We start from the raw sequence: 21,388 nt of genomic DNA on the forward strand, positions 1-21,388 counted from the left end.
CTCAAAACAAAACAGGCAAAGAAAAAGCAAATCGCTTTTTCTTTGCCTGTTTGCATATGGTTACTTTTCAATAATCGCCTTATAGCCAATCATGTTGATTGGATCTTTAGGTGAAGAATAGGGAGGGGCATAACAAAGCTCCAATGCCTGCAAATCGTCGACTGTCAGCCCTGCGTATATGGCTGTTACGATGACGTCGATGCGTTTGTCAACACCTTTTCCGCCAATGCACTGTGCACCCAGGATTTTGCGGGTCTTTGGATCATAATGGACCTTTAATGTTATTTTTGAATGCTCGGGATAATAACCGGCATTGGAGTTGCCTGTATGAACAACAGTGGCAAAATCCAGTTTTTTGTCGGTAATCGCCTTTTCGTTCAATCCGGTCATTGCGGCAGTCAACGAGAAAACCTTTAAAACAGAAGTTCCAAGCAATCCTTTTTTCGCTATTTTGTCTCCCATCAAATGGCGGGCAGCGATAAATGCCTGCCGGTGGGCAGGAGAAGCGAGTGGAACTCTTTTCGGATCACCGGTTACCATATCGAAATTTTCAGAAGCGTCGCCGATAGCATAAATGGATGGATCATTAGTCTGCATGAACTCATTGGTTCTGATGCCGCCAGTTTCACCAATGTTCAATCCGGCATTTTCAGCAAGCTCTGTATTTGGTTTTAAACCGATGCTCATAATAATGAAATCAGCCTGGAGCTCGATGCCATTTTCCAGCTTGATGGATTTGCCTTCGGTTTTTTCAATTGCAGTTCCGGTAATCAGCTTAACGCCGTGAAGCGCTAGTTCTTTTTCGATGATCAACGAAATATCGGTATCCAAAATGGACATAATGGTGGGCGATTTATGCACCAGCGAAACGTCCAGGCCAAGGTTTTTCAGGTTTTCTGCCATTTCAAGGCCAATAAAACCGCCGCCAGATACAACGCAGCTTTTCGGCTGCTGGGATTTGATAAACTGGTCGATCTTTTGCATATCTCCATAACTGCGCAAAGTGAACGTTTTTGAGGAATTCAGCCCTTCAATGTCCGGTACAATGGCGGAACCCCCTGGAGCTAGGATCAACACATCGTAAGGCTCTTCAAATAATTCCCCAGTTTCGATGTTTCGGACATGGACTGTTTTTGTTTCCCGTTTGATTTTTAACACTTCATGACGCAATTTCACATCAATATCCCGTTTGGTTTTAAACTGCTCAGGATCTGCCATGATGAGGGAACGTTCGTCTTCAATGACATCGCCAATCACGTAAGGCGTTCCGCATGCTGCGTAAGACATTGTGGAATCGCGGTCAAACACAACGATGTGCGCTTGCGGATCATAAAATCGGATTTGTCCAGCGGCTGTCGCGCCCCCACCTACTGCGCCTATAATGACAATTTTTTTCAAAGTCCAATCAGCTCCTAGTCAATCTGATTAAAGAAGAATAAAGCCAAAGTTCCGGGTCCGGTATGGGCGGCAATAACGGAACCAATCATATGGATTTCGACACTTTGTGGGTGAAAGTTTTCTTCGATTTCCTGTTTCAGGGCATTGGCGAACTCTTCGTCGTCTCCGTGGCTGATGGCAATGGTCTGCTGATCCAGCTGGTTTCCGCGTTCTTTCATAAGTTCGATCATCCGTTTGATGACTTTCTTTCGCCCGCGCAGCTTTTCGATGGGCACCAATTTGCCTTCTTCTACATGAAGCAATGGCTTAATATTCAGTAAGCCTCCGACAAATGCACTTCCTTTGGAAATGCGTCCGCCCTTGGCCATATAGTCCAGATCTTCTACGGTAAAGAGGCTTTCCAGATGGTCAGCCATAAAGCGTGTCTTTTCAATTATTTTGTCCAGCGGCTGTCCGGCGGCACGCAATTTTGCCGCTTCTTTTACCAACAGTCCATAACCGAGTGAAGCGGCTTTCGAATCCAGTATAGTCAGCTTTAAATCCGGATATTCTTCGCGCACCTGATCTGCCACCATCACGGCTGTACTATAAGTGCCGGACAGTTCAGAAGAAAAGGCGATATAATAGCCTTCATCGGCGTCTTTTGCAAGCTGCTCAAAAGCGGTCAGCATCTCTTCAGGTGAAACCTGCGATGTTTTTGGATGGCTTCCTGCACGAATCGCATCAAATACTTTGATAGACTGAATGCCTCTAATATCCTCAAAATCCTGGTCTCCAATATGAACGCGAAGCGGGAACAAAACAACATTTTCATTTTCAAAAAAATCCTTCGGCAGGTCTGATGCGCTGTCAGCGAATAATCTCATAAGTAATCCCCCCTTTTTAAAATTTACAATTTCAACCGGTCAATCAGCAATTCAGCAATGCCATCCTCGTTATTCGTTAGCGTGATTTCATTGGCAATATTTTTTAAGGGATCAATCGCATTGCCCATCGCCACTCCAACTCCTGCAAAATCAATCATTTCAAAGTCGTTGTCTTCGTCACCGAAAGCGATGATATTTTCTCTAGAAATACCAAGGGACTTGGAAACGCGGTCTAAACCGACTGCTTTGCTCATGCCGCTTTTGACAATTTCGATAACATGCCAAGGAGCTCCCCAACGGCGATGATCAATCACTTCCGCATGGACCGATGACAGGTGGTCGTGTATTTCCTGCACCCGCTCAAAAGGCGCGTGGATCAAAATGGATGTTGGATCTGTCTTTAAGTAGTTTCGCAAATCACCTGTAGTAATGGTCGGATCGCCAAAACGGAAAATATCCATCAGTTTTTCGTCGTGGTGATGGACATAAACATCATCGAGAACTTCGGCAACAATATTGTGGAAATCATAATCATGCATAGACTCCACAACTTCGTGGACCACATCCAATCCGATTGGATTATGATGTGTACCCCAGTGACGGTTGGTCGGGTGGTGGACAAACGCACCATTAAAGTTAACGATTGGCGTCGTCAATCCCAGTTCCTTATAATAGGTTTCACTTGAACGGTATGGCCGGCCAGTAGCAATCATCACCTCATGTCCTGCTTGAATTGCTTTATTTAAAGTCAGTTTCGTTTTGGGAGAAATGACTTTTTGGTCTGTCAATAAGGTTCCATCCAAATCAAGAACGATTAAATGCTGTTTCATAAAATAGCCGTCTCCTTTCTATCTATTACTAGTGTAGCGATAAAGCACAGGATTCGTCAAAAAATCTTGAGGAAATCTAAAAACGTGAACTGGAAAAGAATTGGTGATTGCCGGATTTCTGGAAGATTGGTAGGATAAATAATGAAGGAAGTGAATCTAGTTGAGAGTCCAACGACAAATGTGGGGACACATCCCCTTGCTGCATATAACTCCTGATCAGGGAGCGGAAACCGCATTGCCGACGGTTGTTTTTTTTCATGGCCATATGAGCGCCAAAGAACATAACTTGCATTATGCCTATCAATTGGCCGAAAAAGGGCTGCGGGTGATTTTGCCGGATGCGCTTTTACACGGGGAACGAAGTGAAGGGTCGGATGAAGTTCAAATAAGTCTGCGGTTTTGGGAAATTGTGCTGACCTCCATAGAGGAGCTGGCAATTTTGCACAAAGAATTGCATGAGCAAGGACTGGTCGCTGGCGAACTTGGAGTAGGAGGAACTTCAATGGGCGGCATCACTACTTTGGGTGCGATGACTGTTTATCCATGGATTCAGGCGGCGGCAGTAATGATGGGTGCAGGGAATTATGTGGAACTGGCGCAGGCGCAAATGGCTCAATACGAATCAAGAGGATTCCAGCTACCGATCAGTGCGGACGAACGCGAGCGCATGTTGTCGACTTTAGCTATTTTCGACAGTGGAAAAAATCAGCCGAAATTCAACGGCCGTCCGATTTATTTCTGGCACGGGGAACAGGACGTGACAGTGCCGTTTGAGCCAACTTATCGTTTGTTCAAAGAACTCAAAGAACAATACAAAGCGATGCCGGAAAATATTGTATTTGCCCGTGAAAGAGAAGCAGGGCATGCTGTCAGTCGAAAAGGAATGCTCGAAGCGACAGAGTGGCTCGCGAAACACTTGAAGACAGAGTAAGCGTGTCAATTTCAATTCCAGCCAAAGTTTGATAAGATGGTATTACTAGTAAAGGGAGGGATTTTGAATGGATCAAGATATGAAAGACAGCATGATGGGTGCATTAGAGACAGTAATCGATCCCGAATTGGGAGTTGACATTGTCAATCTCGGGCTTGTATATGATGTAATGGTAACAGAAGATGGCTTTGCTGTAGTAACGATGACGTTGACGTCAATGGGTTGCCCAATGGGACCTCAAATCGTAGAAATGGTCAAATCTGCTTTGTACGAACTGCCTGAAGTGGAAGAAGTCGATGTTAAAATCGTTTGGACGCCAGTGTGGGGCAAAGATCATATGTCACGCTATGCAAAAATGGCGCTTGGCGTCAGATAACCAACAGTAAAAACCTTGCCGGAGTTGAACCCGGCAAGGTTTTTTTAGTATATTTTTGCGGAGATCCTCAAAAAACGCTCGCCTGAAGCGATTTTCTCATCCTGCAGTTCAAATCCTCAAAACAAAAAAATAAATTCATAATAATTGCTTATTCCTGATAATTTAACTATAATTTAATTAGTCAAAGATAGTCAAACTAATTGGAAGGTGTGGTTGGTATGGTTCAATTTCCAAATAACACAGAACAAAAATCCCCATTGGAGCAGTTTGGCCGCAACATGGTCGAACAGGCACAATCCGGAAAAATGGATCCAGTCATTGGCCGCGACCAGGAAATCCGCAACGTCATCCGAATCCTGTCACGGAAAACGAAAAACAACCCCGTGCTGATCGGAGAACCTGGCGTCGGCAAAACAGCAATTGTCGAAGGGCTGGCACAACGGATTGTCCGCAATGACGTACCGGAAGGGTTGAAAAACCGGACCATTTACGAACTGGACATGAGTGCCTTGATCGCCGGCGCCAAATATCGTGGGGAATTCGAAGAGCGTTTAAAAGGCGTCTTGAAACAGGTGAAAGACAGCGAAGGACAGATCATCCTGTTTATTGATGAAATTCACACCATTGTTGGAGCCGGTAAAACAGAAGGTGCGATGGATGCAGGGAATATGCTGAAACCGATGCTTGCACGAGGAGAATTGTATTGCATCGGGGCGACTACGTTGGATGAATACCGGATGCATATTGAAAAAGATCCGGCTTTGGAACGCCGTTTCCAGCAGGTGATGGTGCGCGAGCCTTCGGTGGAAGATACCGTATCCATTTTACGTGGTTTGAAAGAACGCTTTGAACTTCACCACGCTGTCCGGATTCATGACCGGGCGATTGTAGCTGCGGCTGCGATGTCTGACCGCTATATTACCGAGCGCTTTTTGCCGGATAAAGCCATCGATTTGATCGATGAGGCTTGTGCCATGATCCGCACGGAAATCGATTCGATGCCGCAGGAACTTGATGAAGTGACGCGCCGTCTTATGCAGCTCGAGATTGAAGAGCAGGCTCTGATGAAAGAAAAAGATGCAGCAAGCAAAGCCAGATTAGAAACCTTGCGTGGAGAAATCACAGAGCTTCGAGACTCTTCCGCAGATATGAAAAATCAATGGACTGAAGAAAAAGAGTCATTGAAAAAAATTCAGGAAAAACGCGAACAGCTGGACCAGTTCCGCAGACAGCTGGAAGATGCCGAAAACCGGTACGACTTGAACGCCGCAGCTGTTTTGCAGCATGGCAAAATTCCTGAGCTCGAAAAAGAACTGCAGTCTTTGGAAGCGGATCTTGAAAAAGAAGGTGCTGAACGCTTGCTTCGTGAGGAAGTTACCGAAGAAGAAATTGCAGGCATTGTCGCAAGATGGACGGGTATACCGGTGACGAAACTAGTGGAAGGCGAGCGGGACAAGTTGCTGCGTTTAGGCGATACTTTGAAAAAACGTGTAATTGGCCAGGACCAGGCAGTCGAACTGGTAACGGAAGCAGTATGGAGAGCGCGCGCCGGCATCAAAGACGAAAGAAAGCCAATCGGTTCGTTCATTTTCCTTGGTCCTACTGGCGTCGGCAAAACGGAATTAGCCAAAGCACTGGCAGCAAACTTGTTTGATTCGGAAGATCATTTTATCCGGATCGATATGTCCGAGTACATGGAGAAACACAGCGTCTCCCGTTTGGTCGGAGCGCCCCCGGGATATATCGGCTACGAGGAAGGCGGGCAGCTGACAGAAGCAGTGCGCCGTAATCCCTACTCTGTCGTGCTGCTGGATGAAATTGAAAAAGCACATCCGGATGTTGCCAATATCCTGCTGCAGATTCTGGATGATGGGCGCATCACCGATAGCCAGGGACGGCTGGTCAACTTCTCGAACACCGTAGTGATTATGACTTCCAACATCGGATCTGCTTACATCAGTGATGCCAGCAGCGAACATGATATTGAAGATATTGTCATGAGTGAACTGCGGAAGCACTTCAAGCCAGAACTTTTAAACCGCATTGACGATATCGTCATTTTCCATGCGCTCAATAACACTCATTTTTATGGCATAGCGAAGAAAATGATTGCGGAACTTGCTGCCCGCATCAGCCAGCAGCAAATCAAGCTGACAGTGGATGATTCGGTTATCAGTTACATTGTTGAAGCCGGAACCGATCCGGTCTTTGGAGCGCGTCCGTTAAAACGTTTTATTCAGCGCAATATCGAAACAAACATTGCCCGTGAACTGATCAAAGGCGGGATTGTGGCCCATACGGAACTGGAATTGACGATGGATGACAACAAACAAATCATTATCAACAAAAAAGAAGCGTAATCCGGATTTCCGGATTACGCTTCTTTTTTGTATTAATGTTTTTCAGGAGCAGGACCTTCTGGGATAATAGCTGACATCACAAAAATCAGAATGGAAACCGCAACTGAAATGTAAACGCCGATCATGAAATCGAAAGGTACGTTCTGTACTGCACTTACCACGTAGTTTACCAATGAAATCAATAAGAATGACCATAAAAATGTTCCAATATATTGCATCTAGTTTCACCTCTACATAGAATATCTAGATTAATCATAGCATAAGCCTTAACAGACAGAAAGAAAGATTCCGTAGATTGAAGATTTTTTGTCGGAATTATGTCAGTTAGTTGAAATAAGCTATCCAGTGGCGTATTATTAACACCAGGTACTAATATATGATGATAATTGAAATGAGGGATAGAAGATGAATGCTGGAATAATCGGTTTGGGCAGATGCCTGCCGGAAGATAGATTGACGAACTTTCAATTAGAGCAGCGCATGGATACTAGCGACGAGTGGATCCGTACAATGACAGGCATAGAAGAACGCCGCATTGCGAAAGACGATCAGGACACTTCCGACATGTCACGGGATGCTGCAAAAAAAGCGATTGAAGATGCTGGCATTGATCCTGCTGAAATCGGTTTGATCTTAGTGGCGACAGTTACGCCTGACCAGCCATTTCCATCAATGGCTTGCGTCATCCAGCAGGAAATTGGCGCTGTCAACGCAGCTGCTATGGATATTTCAGCTGCATGTGCAGGGTTCATGTATGGAGTCATTACCGCCAAACAGTTCATCGATTCTGATGTTTATAAATATGTGTTAGTTGTCGGCGTCGAAAAACTATCGAAAATCACCAATTGGGAAGACCGCAACACCGCTGTCCTTTTCGGTGATGGCGCCGGGGCTGCAGTCATCGGCAAAGTTTCGGAAGGCCGTGGAATTCTGTCTTTTGAACTTGGAGCTGACGGTTCTGGTGGGAAGCACCTTTATCAGGACGAAAAAGACCACTTGCAGATGAACGGCAGAGAAGTATTCAAATTTGCTGTACGCCAGATGGGTGAGTCAGCAATAAACGTGATTGAAAAAGCAGGAATGCAAAAAGAAGATGTCGATTTTTTGATTCCTCATCAAGCTAATATCCGCATCATGGAAGCATCCAGAGAACGCTTGGGTCTTCCGGTTGAGAAAATGTCAAAAACGATTCATAAATATGGCAACACTTCAGCAGCGTCCATTCCGATTTCTCTAGTAGAAGACGTCGAAGAAGGCCGCGTGAAAGACGATGATGTTATCGTTATGGTCGGCTTTGGCGGCGGATTGACATGGGGCGCAATTGCTATGAAGTGGGGCAAATAATCAGATATGCGAAAGGAAGAAGATAGAATGGAAAATCGCCGTGTAGTTATTACAGGAATTGGTGCTGTAACACCTTTGGGAAATAATATTGAAACCACATGGGAAGCCATAAAAAATGGTGAATCCGGTGTTGGGCCATTAACTAGATTGGATGCAGATTTGTACTCAGCGAAAATTGCAGCAGAAATAAATGACTTTTCGATAGAAGATTATATTGAAAAGAAAGATGCGCGGAAAATGGACCGATTTACGCATTATGCGCTGGCTGCGTCTATTATGGCGATGAAAGATGCGAATCTTGAGTTGGATGACAAAACAGCGTTGCGGACCGGTGTTTGGATCGGTTCGGGAATTGGTGGAATGGAAACCATCGAAAACCAGATGAACGTACTGAATACGAGAGGTGTTCGGCGCATCAGTCCTTTCCTGATTCCAATGATCATTCCGGATATGGCGTCCGGCCAAGTATCGATTTACTTTGGTGCGAAAGCCATCAACTCTTGTTCGGTGACAGCTTGTGCTTCAGGCACAAACTCGATCGGAGATGCCTTTAAGGTGATTCAGCGCGGAGATGCAGACGCCATGATTTCTGGTGGAGCAGAAGCGCCGATTACTCAATTATCAGTAGCTGGATTTACAGCCAATACAGCATTGACAACAAATCAGGATGCAGCTACAGCATCCCGCCCGTTCGATAAGAACCGGGATGGTTTTGTCATTGGTGAAGGTGCGGGAATCGTCATCCTTGAAGAATATGAACATGCAAAAGCACGCGGTGCTAAAATGTATGCCGAAGTTGTCGGCTATGGTTCAACTGGAGACGCTTATCATATTACAGCTCCTGCTGAAGGTGGGGAAGGTGCAGCCCGTGCAATGGCACAAGCACTGGCAGATGCTGGTGTTGAAACTACAGAGGTTGGATACATCAACGCTCACGGAACAAGCACACCATATAATGATTTATATGAAACAATGGCTGTTAAAACAGTATTTGGCGAGCACGCTTATAAGCTGGGAATGAGCTCGACAAAATCCATGACCGGCCATTTGCTCGGAGCTGCCGGCGGAGTCGAAGCGATATTCACTGCCCTGGCATTGCAGGAAGGCATCATGCCGCCAACAACAAATTATGAAACGCCTGATGAGCAATGTGATTTGGATTATGTTCCAAACAAAGCACGTAAAGCGGATCTTAAATTCGCCATGAGCAATTCATTAGGATTTGGCGGACATAATGCATCTTTGGTATTCAAAAAGATTTAAAGAGTAACAGGAGCAAATGGCAAGCTGCGGAAATAATCCGCTGCTTGCCATTTTTATATTCATGAAAGTAAATGATTAGGGAATAAACCCATAATTTTATAAAAATTGAAAAAGTTTTCCGATTATTCTTTGTCTTATGTTATCCTAAATTAGAGAGGCAATAGTATTGAGGTATTTGGATGGATAATTCAAGTTATATGATTAATAACTCCTATTATTGCGGATTGTTAAAGGACAAGTATTTATGTCTAAAATAAAAAGCTCTCAAAATGCTGATTCTTCAGCGTTCTTTCAAAGAAATACGAACTTTGTACGGCTTGATTTTTTGGAAAATTAAAAATAATATTGTTTTTGTAATTTTATTGTAATAAAATTAATAGGAGAGACTATTATTTAAAAAAAGTATAGTTGCTTATGTGAAATTTTTACATAAGTGAAAACTTACAGTTTTTACTTTATTTTTTTAAATTGATAAGTCTGAAGATTGAATTTTTATGATGTGCCGGCTGCAAAAGTGAGTTATCAAATTACCAGAGAATAGCTATAAGTTGAGGGGGATAAATGTGAGTGAAGTTTTGCTTGACATCAAAAATCTAAAAACGTCCTTTCGAATAAAAGATCACCATTATGCTGCTGTCGATGATGTAACGTTAACAGTCAAAAAAAATGAAGTGTTAGCAATTGTTGGCGAGTCAGGTTCTGGTAAAAGTGCATTTGCCTTTTCCATTATGGGACTGCACACAAGAGCCAAAATTGAAGGGGAAATCAATTACAAAGGCAGTAATTTAGTTCAAGCAGGCCCCAATCAAATGAAAAAACTGCGGGGCAAAGAGATGGGGATGATCTTCCAGGATGCCCTTTCTGCGCTGAATCCGCTTATGGTAGTAGGTGCCCAAATAGATGAGGCGATTTTCCTCCATAACCCAAAAAGCTCCAAGAACCTGCGGAAACTGCAGGTCATTAATTTGCTGAACCAGGTCGGCATTCCCCGACCCGAAAAAACCTATCATCAATATCCACATGAGCTTTCTGGAGGAATGCGGCAGCGTATTGTAATTGCAATGGCAATTTCAAATCAGCCAGAACTGCTGATTGCAGATGAGCCGACTACTGCTCTGGATGTGACAATCCAATCGCAGATATTGGATTTGATAAAAGAATTGAAAGAAACCATCCATGCTGGAATTATTCTGATCACCCATGATTTAGGGGTAGTAGCGGAAATGGCAGATAGGGTAGCGGTTATGTACGCAGGGCAAATTGTGGAAATCGCGGATGTTTATACGTTGATGGAAAATCCGCAGCATCCGTATACACGATCTCTTTTAAATTCAATCCCGACATTAAATGATGTAAAAGAAGAACTTCACGTAATACAGGGCGTCGTTCCATCGCTCCAGAATTTGCCGAGAACCGGATGCCGGTTCGCTTCACGAATTCCTTGGATCGAGGAATCTGAGCACGAGGCTTCACCGGAACTCCACGAAATTAGTCCTGGCCATTATGTGCGCTGCACTTGCTACAAGGACTTTTACTTCCCAGAACAAGCCGAGGAGGAGCGCAATTATGTCGCTAATTGAAGTTGAAAATCTGAAAGTTCACTTTCCGGTGCGCGGAGGTGTCTTTCAGACAGTTAAAGATCATGTGCGTGCGGTGGATGGCGTCTCGTTTTCGATTGAGCAGGGCCAGACTTATGGGCTGGTTGGTGAATCCGGATCAGGAAAAACGACGACAGGCCGCGCAATTATTGGATTAAATGATATAACTTCAGGAAAAGTCATGTTCGAAGGCAGAGATTTGGCTTCTGTCAGCAAAAAAGAATATATCGATGTGCGAAAAGATATTCAAATGATTTTCCAGGATCCTTTTTCATCACTGAATCCCAAAAAACGGGTGGCGGATATTGTAGCTGAGCCGCTTCGCAATTATGAAAATCTATCTCCTAAAGAAGAGCGTGTCCGTATTCAGGAGCTGATGGAGTTAGTGGGACTAAGTCCTGAATCCATCTATAAATACCCGCACGAATTCTCGGGAGGGCAGCGGCAGCGGATTGGCATTGCCCGTGCAATTGCGCTCAACCCGAAATTGATTATTGCGGATGAGCCGGTTTCAGCTTTGGATGTATCTGTACAGGCCCAGGTACTGAACTTTATGCGAGAAATTCAAAAAGAACTGAACTTGACGTATTTATTCATCAGCCATGATTTGGGCATCATCCGCCATATGTGTGATCACATCGGCATTATGTATAAAGGGCGATATGTTGAACACGGCACTTCGGAAGAAATTTTTACGAATCCTCAGCATATTTATACGAAGCGTTTGATAGCGGCCATTCCAGACAGCAATCCACGGAATCGCGAAATGCATTATGAAAACCGCAAATTAGTAAAAACCGAATATGACAAGCTGGAAAAAGACTTTTTTGATGAAGAAGGTTTGCCTTTCTCGTTAAAATCAATTTCAGCTACCCATCAAGTAGCATTGCCTGAGAGAGGTTGAATGGTATGTGGAAATTAATTGTACGAAGAACGCTTATAACCATCCCGCAAATTATTGTCTTAAGTATTTTGGTCTTTATTTTAGCTCAGGCTATGCCTGGTGATGCATTGACCGGGCTGATCGATCCAAATATCGATCCCGCTACCATTGAAGCGATGAGAGAACGGCTCGGCTTGAACAATCCCTGGTATGTACAGTATATCGATTGGGTTAAAGGCGTCCTGCAAGGGGACTTCGGACAATCTTTCCGCTTTAAGATGCCTGTATCCGAACTGATCGGTGAACGCATGATCAATACATTGTGGCTGTCTTTAGCTACTTTGATCCTGACTTACTTGATCGCCATCCCACTTGGCATCATCAGCGGCCGCTTTAACGATACATGGTTAGACCGTGCCATCACTGGCTATACGTACATCGGATTTGCAGCTCCATTATTTATTTTTGCTTTGGTTATGCTGTTCATTTTTGGATTCCAGCTCGGCTGGTTCCCAACTAGCGGCAGTGTCGCACCAGGCACAGAGCCTGGAACTTTTGCCTATTTTATCAGCAAACTCAACCATTTATTATTGCCGGCATTGTCGATGGCATTGATCACGACGGTTTCTACAGTCCAGTATTTGAGAAGTGAGATCATTGATACAAAACAAAAGGATTTTATCGTAACTGCCCGTGCCAAAGGTTCTTCCGAATCAAGGGTTTATAATCGCCACGTATTGCGGAATTCCCTGCTTCCAATCGCAGCTTTTTTCGGCTATGAGATTACCGGTTTGATTGGCGGGACCATATTCATCGAAAATATTTTTGGCTACCCAGGTATGGGTGAATTGTTCCTTTCTTCCATCAGTTTACGTGATTACAGCGTAATGACGGCTCTAGTCCTGTTGTTCGGACTTGCAGCAATTATTGGTGCATTGTTATCTGATATTATCTTGAGTTTAGTCGATCCACGTATCCGGATTAAATAATAAATGACAATTTTGAGGTGTAAATATGAGAATTGATAAAGACAGCGGAGCACAAATACCGGATGTAAGCCTCGGCAAAAGCCCATCCGGATTTAGTATATTACTAAGAGAGTTAATTCGGGACAAAATTGCATTTGGTTCTCTCCTGTTCTTGTTCCTGATCATTATCGGTGTTTTCGGTACATCCATCATCATGGACCAGTCCGAAATCATTAAAGTCGACCTTTTTGCTCTTTATGAACCGCCGTCGGCCACTTATTGGCTGGGCACTGACTATGGTGGACGCGACATTTTTGGCCAATTGATCATTGGAACGCGCAATTCATTGGCTATCGGCTTTTTAGTTACTCTATTGACAGGAATCATCGGTATATTGGTCGGGCTGATTTCTGGATATTACGGCGGCACAGTGGACAATGTTTTCATGCGTTTCGTCGACTTCTTCATGGTATTGCCAATTTTGATGATTGTTATCGCATTCGTAACAGCTGTACCTGGATACAGCATCGTATCCTTTTCGTTAATCATGACAGCTTTCTTATGGATGGGAATTGCGAGGCTGATCCGTTCAAAAGCACTTCAGGAAAAAGAATTGGACTATGTAAAAGCCTCCAAAACATTAGGGACTTCTGATTTTAAAATCATGTTTTTCCAGGTACTGCCAAATCTTAGTTCGATCATCATTGTGACGATGACGTTAAATTTGGCAGGAAATATTGGAATCGAATCTGGCCTTTCCTTTTTAGGATTCGGCTTTCCAGAATCGACTCCAAGTTTAGGGACTTTGATCAGTTATGCAAGAAACCCTCAAACACTGGAATTAAGATGGTGGATTTGGTTACCGGCATCAATACTCATTTTTGTCTTGATGCTTTGTATAAATAATGTCGGGCAAGCCTTAAAACGCGCTACCGATGCCCGTCAGCGCAGAGGGTAACAAAAAAGTGGGGAAAAGGGGGAGTAGGGTTCTAAGTACCAGGCAGAAATTACTCTATTCAAGTGCAACAACAGTCCAAAAGAGCTTTATTCGAGAAGAAAGAGGAGGAAACAGAGAATGCCGAAAAATAAATGGTCTAGATATTTAGCATTGCCAATGTTGTCTTTTGCTTTGATATTAGGAGCTTGTTCCGGTGATGAAGAGGCTTCCCCAGAAGAAGGCGGCGGAGAAGCCGAAACTGATGGCGGACAGGAACTTGAGAATGGCGGAATGTATTCAATCGATGATTTCAGCAACGTGAAAACAAATGAAGGCGAAGCGATTGACGGCGGAACTATTACATTTGGTTTGGTATCAGATACCGTATTTGAAGGAACACTAAACTGGAACTTCTATTCTGGCGCGCCGGATGCTGAAATCCTTGAATGGTTTGATGAAGGTTTACTAACTTGGGATGAAAACTATGTCTACACAAATGATGGAGCAGCAACATATGAAGTTTCAGAAGACGGCCGTACATTCACTTTTACAATTGGCGACAATGTCAACTGGCATGATGGCGAACCTGTAACTGCAGAAGACTGGCTGTTTGCCCACGAAGTAATCGGTAACCCAGACTATGATGGCCCACGCTATAACTCTGATTTCACAAACATTGAAGGAATGGAAGAGTACAACAGCGGATCCGCTGATACGATTTCAGGCATTGAAGTAGTTGACGAAAAAACTTTGTCAATTACGTATATTGAATCTACACCTTCTCTTTTGACAGGAAGCATCTGGTCTTATCCATTGGCTAAGCACATCTTTGGAGACATGGCAGTTGCCGATATCTCTTCTTCACCTGAAGTGCGTGAAAACCCAATCGGTTTTGGACCATTTAAAGTGGACAGCATCGTACCTGGCGAGTCTGTAACTCTTTCTAAAAACGAAGACTACTGGCGCGGCGAACCAAACCTTGATGGCGTTACAATCAAAGTAATCAGCAGTTCGACAGTAGTTCAGGAACTGGAAACTGGCGGAGTAGACTTGATCAGTGAGTTCCCAGTGGATCAATTCCCGGATAATGCTGAAATGTCGAACGTGGAATATTTAGGAGCGATTGATCGCGCCTACACTTATATTGGCTTTAAATTAGGAACATGGGATGCTGAAAGCAGCACTGTAGCTTATGACCCTGAAGCGAAAATGAACAACAAGGAACTTCGTCAAGCTATGTGGCATGCAGTAGACAACACAGCAGTCGGCGAACGTTTCTATAATGGTTTGCGTTGGAATGCGACAACATTGATTCCACCATCCCACCCTGAATTCCATGACGATAGCAATGAAGGCCGTGCGTATGATCCTGAAGCAGCAAATCAGCTTTTGGATGACGCAGGCTATGCAGATACAGACGGAGATGGCTTGCGTGAAGATCCGGAAGGCAATCCACTTGAGATTAACTTTATCTCAATGACTGGCGGCGACACAGCTGAACCGTTGGCACAATACTATGTTCAGTCTTGGGAAGCTGTTGGTTTGAAAGTGAACTTGGAAATGCTTGAATTCAACTCATTTTATGACCGTGTCGGCAACGGCGGCGAAGATGATCCAAATGTAGATGTCTTCCAAGCAGCATGGGGAGTAGGCATTGACGTAGATCCTTCAGGGCTCTACGGCGCTAACGCCATTTACAACTTTGCGCGTTGGGAAAATGAAGATAACGAGCGCCTCCTTGCAGAAGGTCGTTCAGAAGAATCGTTTGACCTTGCATACCGCCAGGAAGTTTACAACGAATGGCAGCAGTTGATGGTTGAGGAAGTACCAGTATTCCCGACATTGTACCGTGCAGTATTAAGCCCGGTTAACGATCGTGTATTAAACTACGCAATCGGCGATGGTACGGAAGTTTACTTGAATGAACTTGCGGTCAACGCAGAATCACCAGTCACTGCAGAATAGTAAAAAGAAAAAGTAACCCTCGGGTTGCTTTTTTTTTTGTTTGAAAATGCATTACAGTTTTTAGTCCATTCGCATCCCGGCACGTCGTTTCGAATTTATAAGACAACTAGAAAGTCCTGTTAATTTCACTCCTCTGCTTAAACTACTGTCTTTCTGGATCTATAAAAAGTTTTATGATGATAAAAATTTGATTAATTAATCATAAATATCAAATAAATGATATGAATTTAGCGAGATAAGCGTATAATAAAATCATACATATAGACTAAATTTGAAGGAGGAAAAGAAGTGAAGATCACCAAAGTTTTTATGCTTATGGTATTGGTTTTACTGGCAATTGTCGTTTTGTCTGGATGCAGCGAACAAGACATTGTCACAGAGACGGATGCGGCACGGAGCGGCGGTGAAGAGACAAAAGAAGAGGAGAGTGGAGGCGGAAAAAATCATTTCGAGAAGGATGACGAACAAATTCTCAATATAATGGAAATGGGTGCACTGACATTGCTGGATTCGGTACTTGCTCAAGATGTGGGTACGTTTAATGTATTGAACAATGTTAATGAGGGGCTTTTCCGTCTGGATGAAGACAACCAAGCGATTCCGGCGCTTGCTGTAGAAGAACCAGAGATTAGTGAAGATGGATTGACTTACACATTCACCTTGCGTGACGCCAACTGGTCGGATGGTACACCGATTACGTCAGCAGATTTCGTTTACTCCTGGCAGCGTGCAATAGACCCGGCTACAGAGTCGCCTTATGGACCTTACATGATGACGGGAACTATCGCAAATGCTGAAGCCATAGCTGCAGGTGAAATGGAGCCTACGGAATTAGGCGTAGAAGCACCGGATGACAGCACATTGATTGTTACACTCGAGCGCCAAATCCCATACTTTATTTCCCTGATGTCGTTCGGAACTTTCTATCCACAAAATGAAGCGTTTGTTACAGCAGCGGAGGACGCTTATGCTACAAACGCTGATCAGGTTCTTTATAATGGGCCATTCAAATTGACCAATTGGGACGGCAGTGATGGATCAAGCTGGACAATGGAAAAAAATGAAGAATATTGGGATGCGGAAACAGTTGTTCTTGAAACGATCAACGTAGACGTTGTAACAGATCCTCAGACCGCTGTTGACCTATACACTTCTGGTGAAAAAGACATTACGTTTCTTGCAGGTGAGTTCGCCAATCAATATTCCGATGATCCGGAAGTGATGGAAGGGCAGAGTCCGAACGTGTTTTACTTTAAATTCAACCAGCTACGTGAAGATGAAAGAACAGCTCTCGCAAATGAGGACATTCGCAGAGCTCTAGCACAAGCCTACGATAAGGAGGACATCGTTGAAAAAGTCCTGGCAGATGGCTCAATGCCGGCAAACTACTTAGTGCCGTCAGAATTTGCTTTCAATGAAAACGATGAAGATTTTCGCTCTATAAATGGAGACATGCTTGAGTTCAACACTGAAGCAGCTGCTGAATTATGGAGCCAGGGATTAGAAGAAGAAGGGCTGGATGAACTCACGCTGGAACTTTTGGGAGAAGATCATAATGTTGCTATTGAACTGAATGAAGAGTTGAAAGTTCAATTGGAAGAAAATCTGGAGGGACTTACTATTGATTTAAAAACAGTCCCTTTTGAGGAACTCCTGGCACTTGAAGAAGCACAGGATTATGATCTCCTGCATACAGGGTGGGGACCGGATTATTTGGACCCGATGACATTTCTTGATCTGTTTGTGACGGATTCTCCACTCAACTCGATGTCTTATTCGAATGAAGGATTTGATGCATTGATCGAATCGGCTAAAGGGGAGCTGGCACGAGATCCGGTTGCCCGGTGGGAAGCTATGGCCGAAGCTGAAAGAATCCTGCTCGAAGAAGATGTGGCCATTGCCCCAATCTTTCAGATGGGGACCATGTCGTTGAAGAAACCTTACGTGAAAAATATCGTAAAACACCCATTTGGAAGTGATTATAGTTTTAAATGGACATATATTTCTGGAAAAGAGTAAACAAAAAGGGCTGCAATCAGAGCAGCCCTTTTTGTTTTATTATCTTTTACGCCCGAGACCCATGGCGTTTTCCATTTTCTTTAATGTCTTGTTTGCCAGGAAGTTGGCTTTTTCAGCGCCAGCGTCAAGAACTTTGTCCAGTTCGTCCGAATCGATCAAAGCAGCATACCGTTCTTGGATAGGTGCCAAATGTTCAGTAACAGCTTTAGCGACAGAAGCTTTAAAATCCCCATAACCTGAGCCTTCGTATTTCGCGACCAGATTCTCAATTGATTCACCGGTCAGAGCAGCTTCAATGGTCAATAGATTTGCCACACCCGGTTTATTGATGGGATCGTAGCTGACGATGCCTTCCGAGTCGGTCACTGCGCTCTTAATTTTCTTTTCAATCGTTTTCAAGTCATCCAGCAATGTGATGATTGCTTTTTTGTTGCCATCTGATTTGCTCATCTTTTTTGTTGGATCTTGAAGTGACATGATGCGAGCGCCATTTTTCGGGACACGGATATCAGGGATCGTAAAGATATCATTGTATTTGCGGTTAAACCTTTCTGCTAGATCACGTGTCAGTTCAATATGTTGTTTCTGATCATCCCCCACAGGCACAATATCGGTCTGATACAACAGGATATCAGCAGCCATTAATGGAGGGTATGTTAACAACCCGGCTAGTACAGAAGTATTTTTAGCTGATTTGTCTTTATACTGGGTCATGCGTTCAAGTTCTCCTATGGTCGAAACGCATTGTAGCATCCATCCGGCTTGTGCGTGCGCCGGAACTTCCGATTGGATGAACAACGTCACTTTTTCAGGATCGATTCCGACAGCCAGGTAAAGCGCCGCTAATGCCTTGATATTTTTGCGCAGCTCTAAGCGGTCCTGGGGCATCGTGATCGCATGTTGATCCACTATGCAAAAGATACAGTCATATTCATCTTGCAAATCCGTAAACTGTTTAAAAGCGCCTATGTAATTTCCGAGTGTTACTGTACCGGTAGGCTGAACGCCTGAAAAGATTTTTTTCATCCCAATTCCTCCTCAAAGTAAAAAACACAGCACACATCCCTAAAAAAAGGGACGAATGATGTGTTTTCCGCGGTACCACCCTAGTTGCCGTCGCCGGCCACTCTTCTTCATAACGTGAAGAACACGGAACCGGCTACTTAGTTGTTCACCGGTTCAGCTCAAAAGTCCATTCAATGCAGCACTTCATCTGTTTTCACCAACCACAGACTCTCTATTATAGAAGGAACTGCATTTACTCCTCTTTTTCATCGCTCATTTTATATCCTATTATTATAATACATTAACAAATCAGGACGCAATATTAGAGACTGTAAATCGCTAAGCAAATTGCCATTAACAGCAAGGTGATAGTTCCTGAAATAAGCAATGGTGCACTAGAAAAGCCTAGAGCTTCGGAAGGCGGCCGCATTTCGTCGTCATCCAATGTGGATTTTAGCTTGAAAGCTTTTCTCATGCTGGCAGTGAATATATCAAATACACCTGTCCGCACGACAAAAATCCAAGCGCCAAAAAACATCAGGATTCCGCCATAGATAAACGAGTTGTTAATATATGACAGAAGGGAAAGGTTTTCTGTTCGGAAAAATATGGTGAGAAAAATTAATAATTGAATAGCAATTACGAAAAAAAGGATTTTTTTCAAGTTTGGCACCTCGATTCTTATCAATTGTAGAAGAAATTTAAAAAAAAATCAAAAAAATCTTCGTTTATCGTAGACGCCGAAAACGCTTACAAATCCAATATTCTTGCGGTTTTCTGTAATATCAATGTAACGGAATTGTTACAAGAGTGTAAAAATTTCCAAAAAAAGTTCTGTACAAGAAAAAAATATTATGTATAATTAGCCTTGTACCAATTTTTCAGAAAATTCGAGGGGGTCAATTAAGTGAAGAACAGCAAGATTTTTTGGCTATTAAGCCTAGTTTTAGTTCTAAGTGCTTTTCTAGCAGCATGTGGCGGTGGAGACGATACTGACACAGGAACTGAAGCTCCAGAAGAAACAGAAGGTACAGAAGAAACTGGGGATTTAGACTCAGAGCAAGTTCTTAACTTGATGGAAACAGCTGAAATTCCTACTATGGATATTTCATTAGCTGAGGATGCAGTTGCGTTTAACATTTTCAATAACGTGAACGAAGGCCTATTCCGTTTAGATCAAGAAAACATAGCTGAACCGGCAATTGCTGAAGGCGAACCTGAAGTCAGCGAAGATGGTTTGACTTACACATTCACCCTACGTGATTCAAACTGGTCAGATGGTACACCCGTTACTGCCAACGATTTCGTTTACTCTTGGCAACGTTCAATTGATCCTGCTACAGGTTCTCCATACGGAGCTTACATGATGGCTGGTTCGATTGTAAATGCTACTGAAATTGCTGCAGGCGACATGGAACCAACTGAACTTGGAGTTACTGCTGTAGACGAAAAAACTCTTGAAGTACAACTAGAGCGTCCAGTACCTTACTTCATGTCACTAATGGCTTTCCCAACTTTCTACCCACAGAACGAAGCTTTCGTAACTGAAAAAGGCGACGCTTATGCTTCTAATTCTGAAAACTTAATTTTCAACGGACCATTTACTCTTAATGACTGGGATGGTACTGGTTTAACTTGGTCAATGCAAAAAAATCCTGAATACTGGGATGCTGAAACAGTACAACTTGAAACAATCAACGTAGACGTTGTAAAAGAGCCTGCTACTGCAGTTAACCTTTACAACTCTGGCGAAAAAGACCGCGCTGGTTTAAGCGGCGAGTTTGCAATGCAATATGCAAATGACGAAAACTTGGTTACTGAATTGGAACCAACTGTTTTCTACTTCAAGCTTAACCAAGAACGTAACGGCGAAGAAAATGCACTTTCGAATGTCAACATTCGCCAGGCAATTGCAAAAGGTTTCAACAAGCAAGATTTGGTTGACGTAGTATTAGCTAACGGATCATTGCCAGCTAACTACTTAGTACCAACAGAATTCACTTTCGATGAAAACAATACGGACTTCCGCGATGTAAATGGAGATCTTGTTGAGTTCAACGCTGAAGAAGCTGCAGAACATTGGGCTACTGGCCTTGAAGAATTGGGAGTAGAAGAAGTTACTCTTGAAATCCTAGGTGGAGACACTGAAACTGCTAAAAACATGGATGCTTATCTTAAAGAACAACTTGAAACTAATCTTGAAGGTTTGACGATCAACCTTAAAGCTGTACCTTTCGGAGTTCGTTTAGAACTTGACGAAGCTCAGGACTATGACATCCAAACTGCTGGATGGGGACCTGATTACCAGGATCCTATGACATTCATTGACTTGTTTGTTACTGGATCTGCTCAAAACAAAATGTCTTACTCAAATGAAGAGTATGATGCTTTAGTTGAATCAGCTAAAGGTGAATTGACTTCAGATCCTGCTGCACGTTGGGAAGCAATGGCACAGGCTGAAAAAATCCTTCTGGAAGATGACGCTGCAATCGCGCCAATCTATCAGCGTGGTTTGATGTCTCTTCAACAGCCTTATGTTAACGGAATCGTTACACACCCATTCGGTGGAGATTACAGCTACAAATGGGCATACATTTCGGGCAAAGAATAATTTAATCCCGCTACTGTAACAACAAAATAGAAAG

Annotated in this window: 18 protein-coding genes and 1 other annotated feature; of the genes, 12 read left to right on the plus strand and 6 right to left on the minus strand. The window is 43.5% G+C overall.

Annotated features, from left to right (window positions below; translation table 11 throughout):
• Nucleotides 1-60: 60 nt before the first annotated feature.
• Genes GJB59_RS16140 through GJB59_RS16150 form a run of 3 tightly spaced genes read right to left on the minus strand, consistent with a single transcriptional unit; the run spans nucleotide 61 to nucleotide 3,094 of the window.
• Nucleotides 61-1,398 (minus strand): CoA-disulfide reductase, encoded by a 1,338-nt coding sequence (locus GJB59_RS16140; protein ID WP_142826102.1) that lies wholly within the window; start codon nucleotides 1,396-1,398, stop codon nucleotides 61-63.
• A 14-nt stretch (nucleotides 1,399-1,412) separates the two neighbouring features.
• Nucleotides 1,413-2,264, minus strand: a complete 852-nt coding sequence (locus GJB59_RS16145; protein ID WP_142826103.1) for a DegV family protein — start codon at nucleotides 2,262-2,264, stop codon at nucleotides 1,413-1,415.
• Between the two features lie 23 nt (nucleotides 2,265-2,287).
• Nucleotides 2,288-3,094 carry a Cof-type HAD-IIB family hydrolase gene (locus tag GJB59_RS16150; RefSeq protein ID WP_142826104.1) on the minus strand — a complete coding sequence of 269 codons (807 nt, stop codon included), beginning with the start codon at nucleotides 3,092-3,094 and terminating at the stop codon, nucleotides 2,288-2,290.
• A gap of 160 nt (nucleotides 3,095-3,254) precedes the next feature.
• On the opposite strand from GJB59_RS16150, the gene GJB59_RS16155 reads away from it, so the two are divergent.
• From GJB59_RS16155 to GJB59_RS16165, 3 genes are all read left to right on the plus strand, one after another.
• Nucleotides 3,255-4,025 carry a prolyl oligopeptidase family serine peptidase gene (locus GJB59_RS16155; protein ID WP_142826105.1) on the plus strand — a complete coding sequence of 257 codons (771 nt, stop codon included), beginning with the start codon at nucleotides 3,255-3,257 and terminating at the stop codon, nucleotides 4,023-4,025.
• Nucleotides 4,026-4,092: 67 nt separating this feature from the next.
• On the plus strand, nucleotides 4,093-4,401 hold the full coding sequence (locus GJB59_RS16160) for a metal-sulfur cluster assembly factor (RefSeq protein WP_142826106.1): 309 nt from the start codon (nucleotides 4,093-4,095) through the stop codon (nucleotides 4,399-4,401).
• 218 nt (nucleotides 4,402-4,619) lie between these two features.
• Entirely contained in the window at nucleotides 4,620-6,761 is a 2,142-nt protein-coding gene (locus GJB59_RS16165) for an ATP-dependent Clp protease ATP-binding subunit (RefSeq protein WP_142826107.1), read from the plus strand.
• A 32-nt stretch (nucleotides 6,762-6,793) separates the two neighbouring features.
• Here the strand turns inward: GJB59_RS16165 and GJB59_RS16170 are convergent, their stop codons facing one another.
• Nucleotides 6,794-6,979, minus strand: coding sequence for a YjzD family protein (locus GJB59_RS16170; protein WP_142826108.1), 186 nt, complete (start codon nucleotides 6,977-6,979; stop codon nucleotides 6,794-6,796).
• Between the two features lie 187 nt (nucleotides 6,980-7,166).
• Here GJB59_RS16170 and GJB59_RS16175 point away from each other — a divergent pair, with 187 nt between their 5' ends.
• The 8 genes from GJB59_RS16175 to GJB59_RS16210 all read left to right on the plus strand — a co-directional run bounded on the left by GJB59_RS16175 (nucleotide 7,167) and on the right by GJB59_RS16210 (nucleotide 17,738).
• The gene (locus GJB59_RS16175; RefSeq protein WP_142826109.1) at nucleotides 7,167-8,105 is read left to right on the plus strand and encodes a beta-ketoacyl-ACP synthase III; all 939 of its coding nucleotides are present in this window, start codon (nucleotides 7,167-7,169) and stop codon (nucleotides 8,103-8,105) included.
• A 27-nt stretch (nucleotides 8,106-8,132) separates the two neighbouring features.
• Nucleotides 8,133-9,368: a beta-ketoacyl-ACP synthase II gene (gene fabF, locus GJB59_RS16180; protein ID WP_142826110.1), complete on the plus strand. Its 1,236-nt coding sequence runs from the start codon at nucleotides 8,133-8,135 to the stop codon at nucleotides 9,366-9,368.
• Between the two features lie 563 nt (nucleotides 9,369-9,931).
• Nucleotides 9,932-10,948: an ABC transporter ATP-binding protein gene (locus GJB59_RS16185; protein ID WP_142826111.1), complete on the plus strand. Its 1,017-nt coding sequence runs from the start codon at nucleotides 9,932-9,934 to the stop codon at nucleotides 10,946-10,948.
• The gene (locus tag GJB59_RS16190) at nucleotides 10,935-11,870 is read left to right on the plus strand and encodes an ABC transporter ATP-binding protein (RefSeq protein ID WP_142826112.1); all 936 of its coding nucleotides are present in this window, start codon (nucleotides 10,935-10,937) and stop codon (nucleotides 11,868-11,870) included. Before GJB59_RS16185 ends, GJB59_RS16190 begins: the two co-directional genes overlap by 14 nt.
• A 5-nt stretch (nucleotides 11,871-11,875) precedes the next feature.
• A complete protein-coding gene (gene opp4B / locus GJB59_RS16195) occupies nucleotides 11,876-12,838 on the plus strand; it encodes an oligopeptide ABC transporter permease (RefSeq protein WP_142826113.1) in 963 nt (320 codons plus the stop codon).
• Nucleotides 12,839-12,863: 25 nt separating this feature from the next.
• Nucleotides 12,864-13,775: an ABC transporter permease gene (locus GJB59_RS16200; RefSeq protein ID WP_142826114.1), complete on the plus strand. Its 912-nt coding sequence runs from the start codon at nucleotides 12,864-12,866 to the stop codon at nucleotides 13,773-13,775.
• Between the two features lie 117 nt (nucleotides 13,776-13,892).
• Nucleotides 13,893-15,719, plus strand: a complete 1,827-nt coding sequence (gene opp4A, locus GJB59_RS16205) for an oligopeptide ABC transporter substrate-binding protein (protein ID WP_142826115.1) — start codon at nucleotides 13,893-13,895, stop codon at nucleotides 15,717-15,719.
• 288 nt (nucleotides 15,720-16,007) lie between these two features.
• Entirely contained in the window at nucleotides 16,008-17,738 is a 1,731-nt protein-coding gene (locus GJB59_RS16210) for a peptide ABC transporter substrate-binding protein (RefSeq protein WP_142826116.1), read from the plus strand.
• A 39-nt stretch (nucleotides 17,739-17,777) separates the two neighbouring features.
• On the opposite strand, the gene trpS is transcribed toward GJB59_RS16210, so the two are convergent.
• A complete protein-coding gene (gene trpS / locus GJB59_RS16215) occupies nucleotides 17,778-18,764 on the minus strand; it encodes a tryptophan--tRNA ligase (RefSeq protein ID WP_142826117.1) in 987 nt (328 codons plus the stop codon).
• A 44-nt stretch (nucleotides 18,765-18,808) separates the two neighbouring features.
• Nucleotides 18,809-19,022 (minus strand) — a binding site (T-box leader).
• Nucleotides 19,023-19,065: 43 nt separating this feature from the next.
• Complete coding sequence (locus GJB59_RS19225) at nucleotides 19,066-19,416, minus strand: DUF3899 domain-containing protein (RefSeq protein ID WP_280525799.1); 351 nt, start codon at nucleotides 19,414-19,416, stop codon at nucleotides 19,066-19,068.
• Between the two features lie 234 nt (nucleotides 19,417-19,650).
• On the opposite strand from GJB59_RS19225, the gene GJB59_RS16225 reads away from it, so the two are divergent.
• Nucleotides 19,651-21,354, plus strand: a complete 1,704-nt coding sequence (locus tag GJB59_RS16225) for a peptide ABC transporter substrate-binding protein (RefSeq protein ID WP_142826119.1) — start codon at nucleotides 19,651-19,653, stop codon at nucleotides 21,352-21,354.
• Nucleotides 21,355-21,388 lie beyond the last annotated feature (34 nt).

This window comes from Planococcus soli (genome assembly GCF_016881065.1).
GTDB lineage: Bacteria > Bacillota > Bacilli > Bacillales_A > Planococcaceae > Planococcus > Planococcus soli.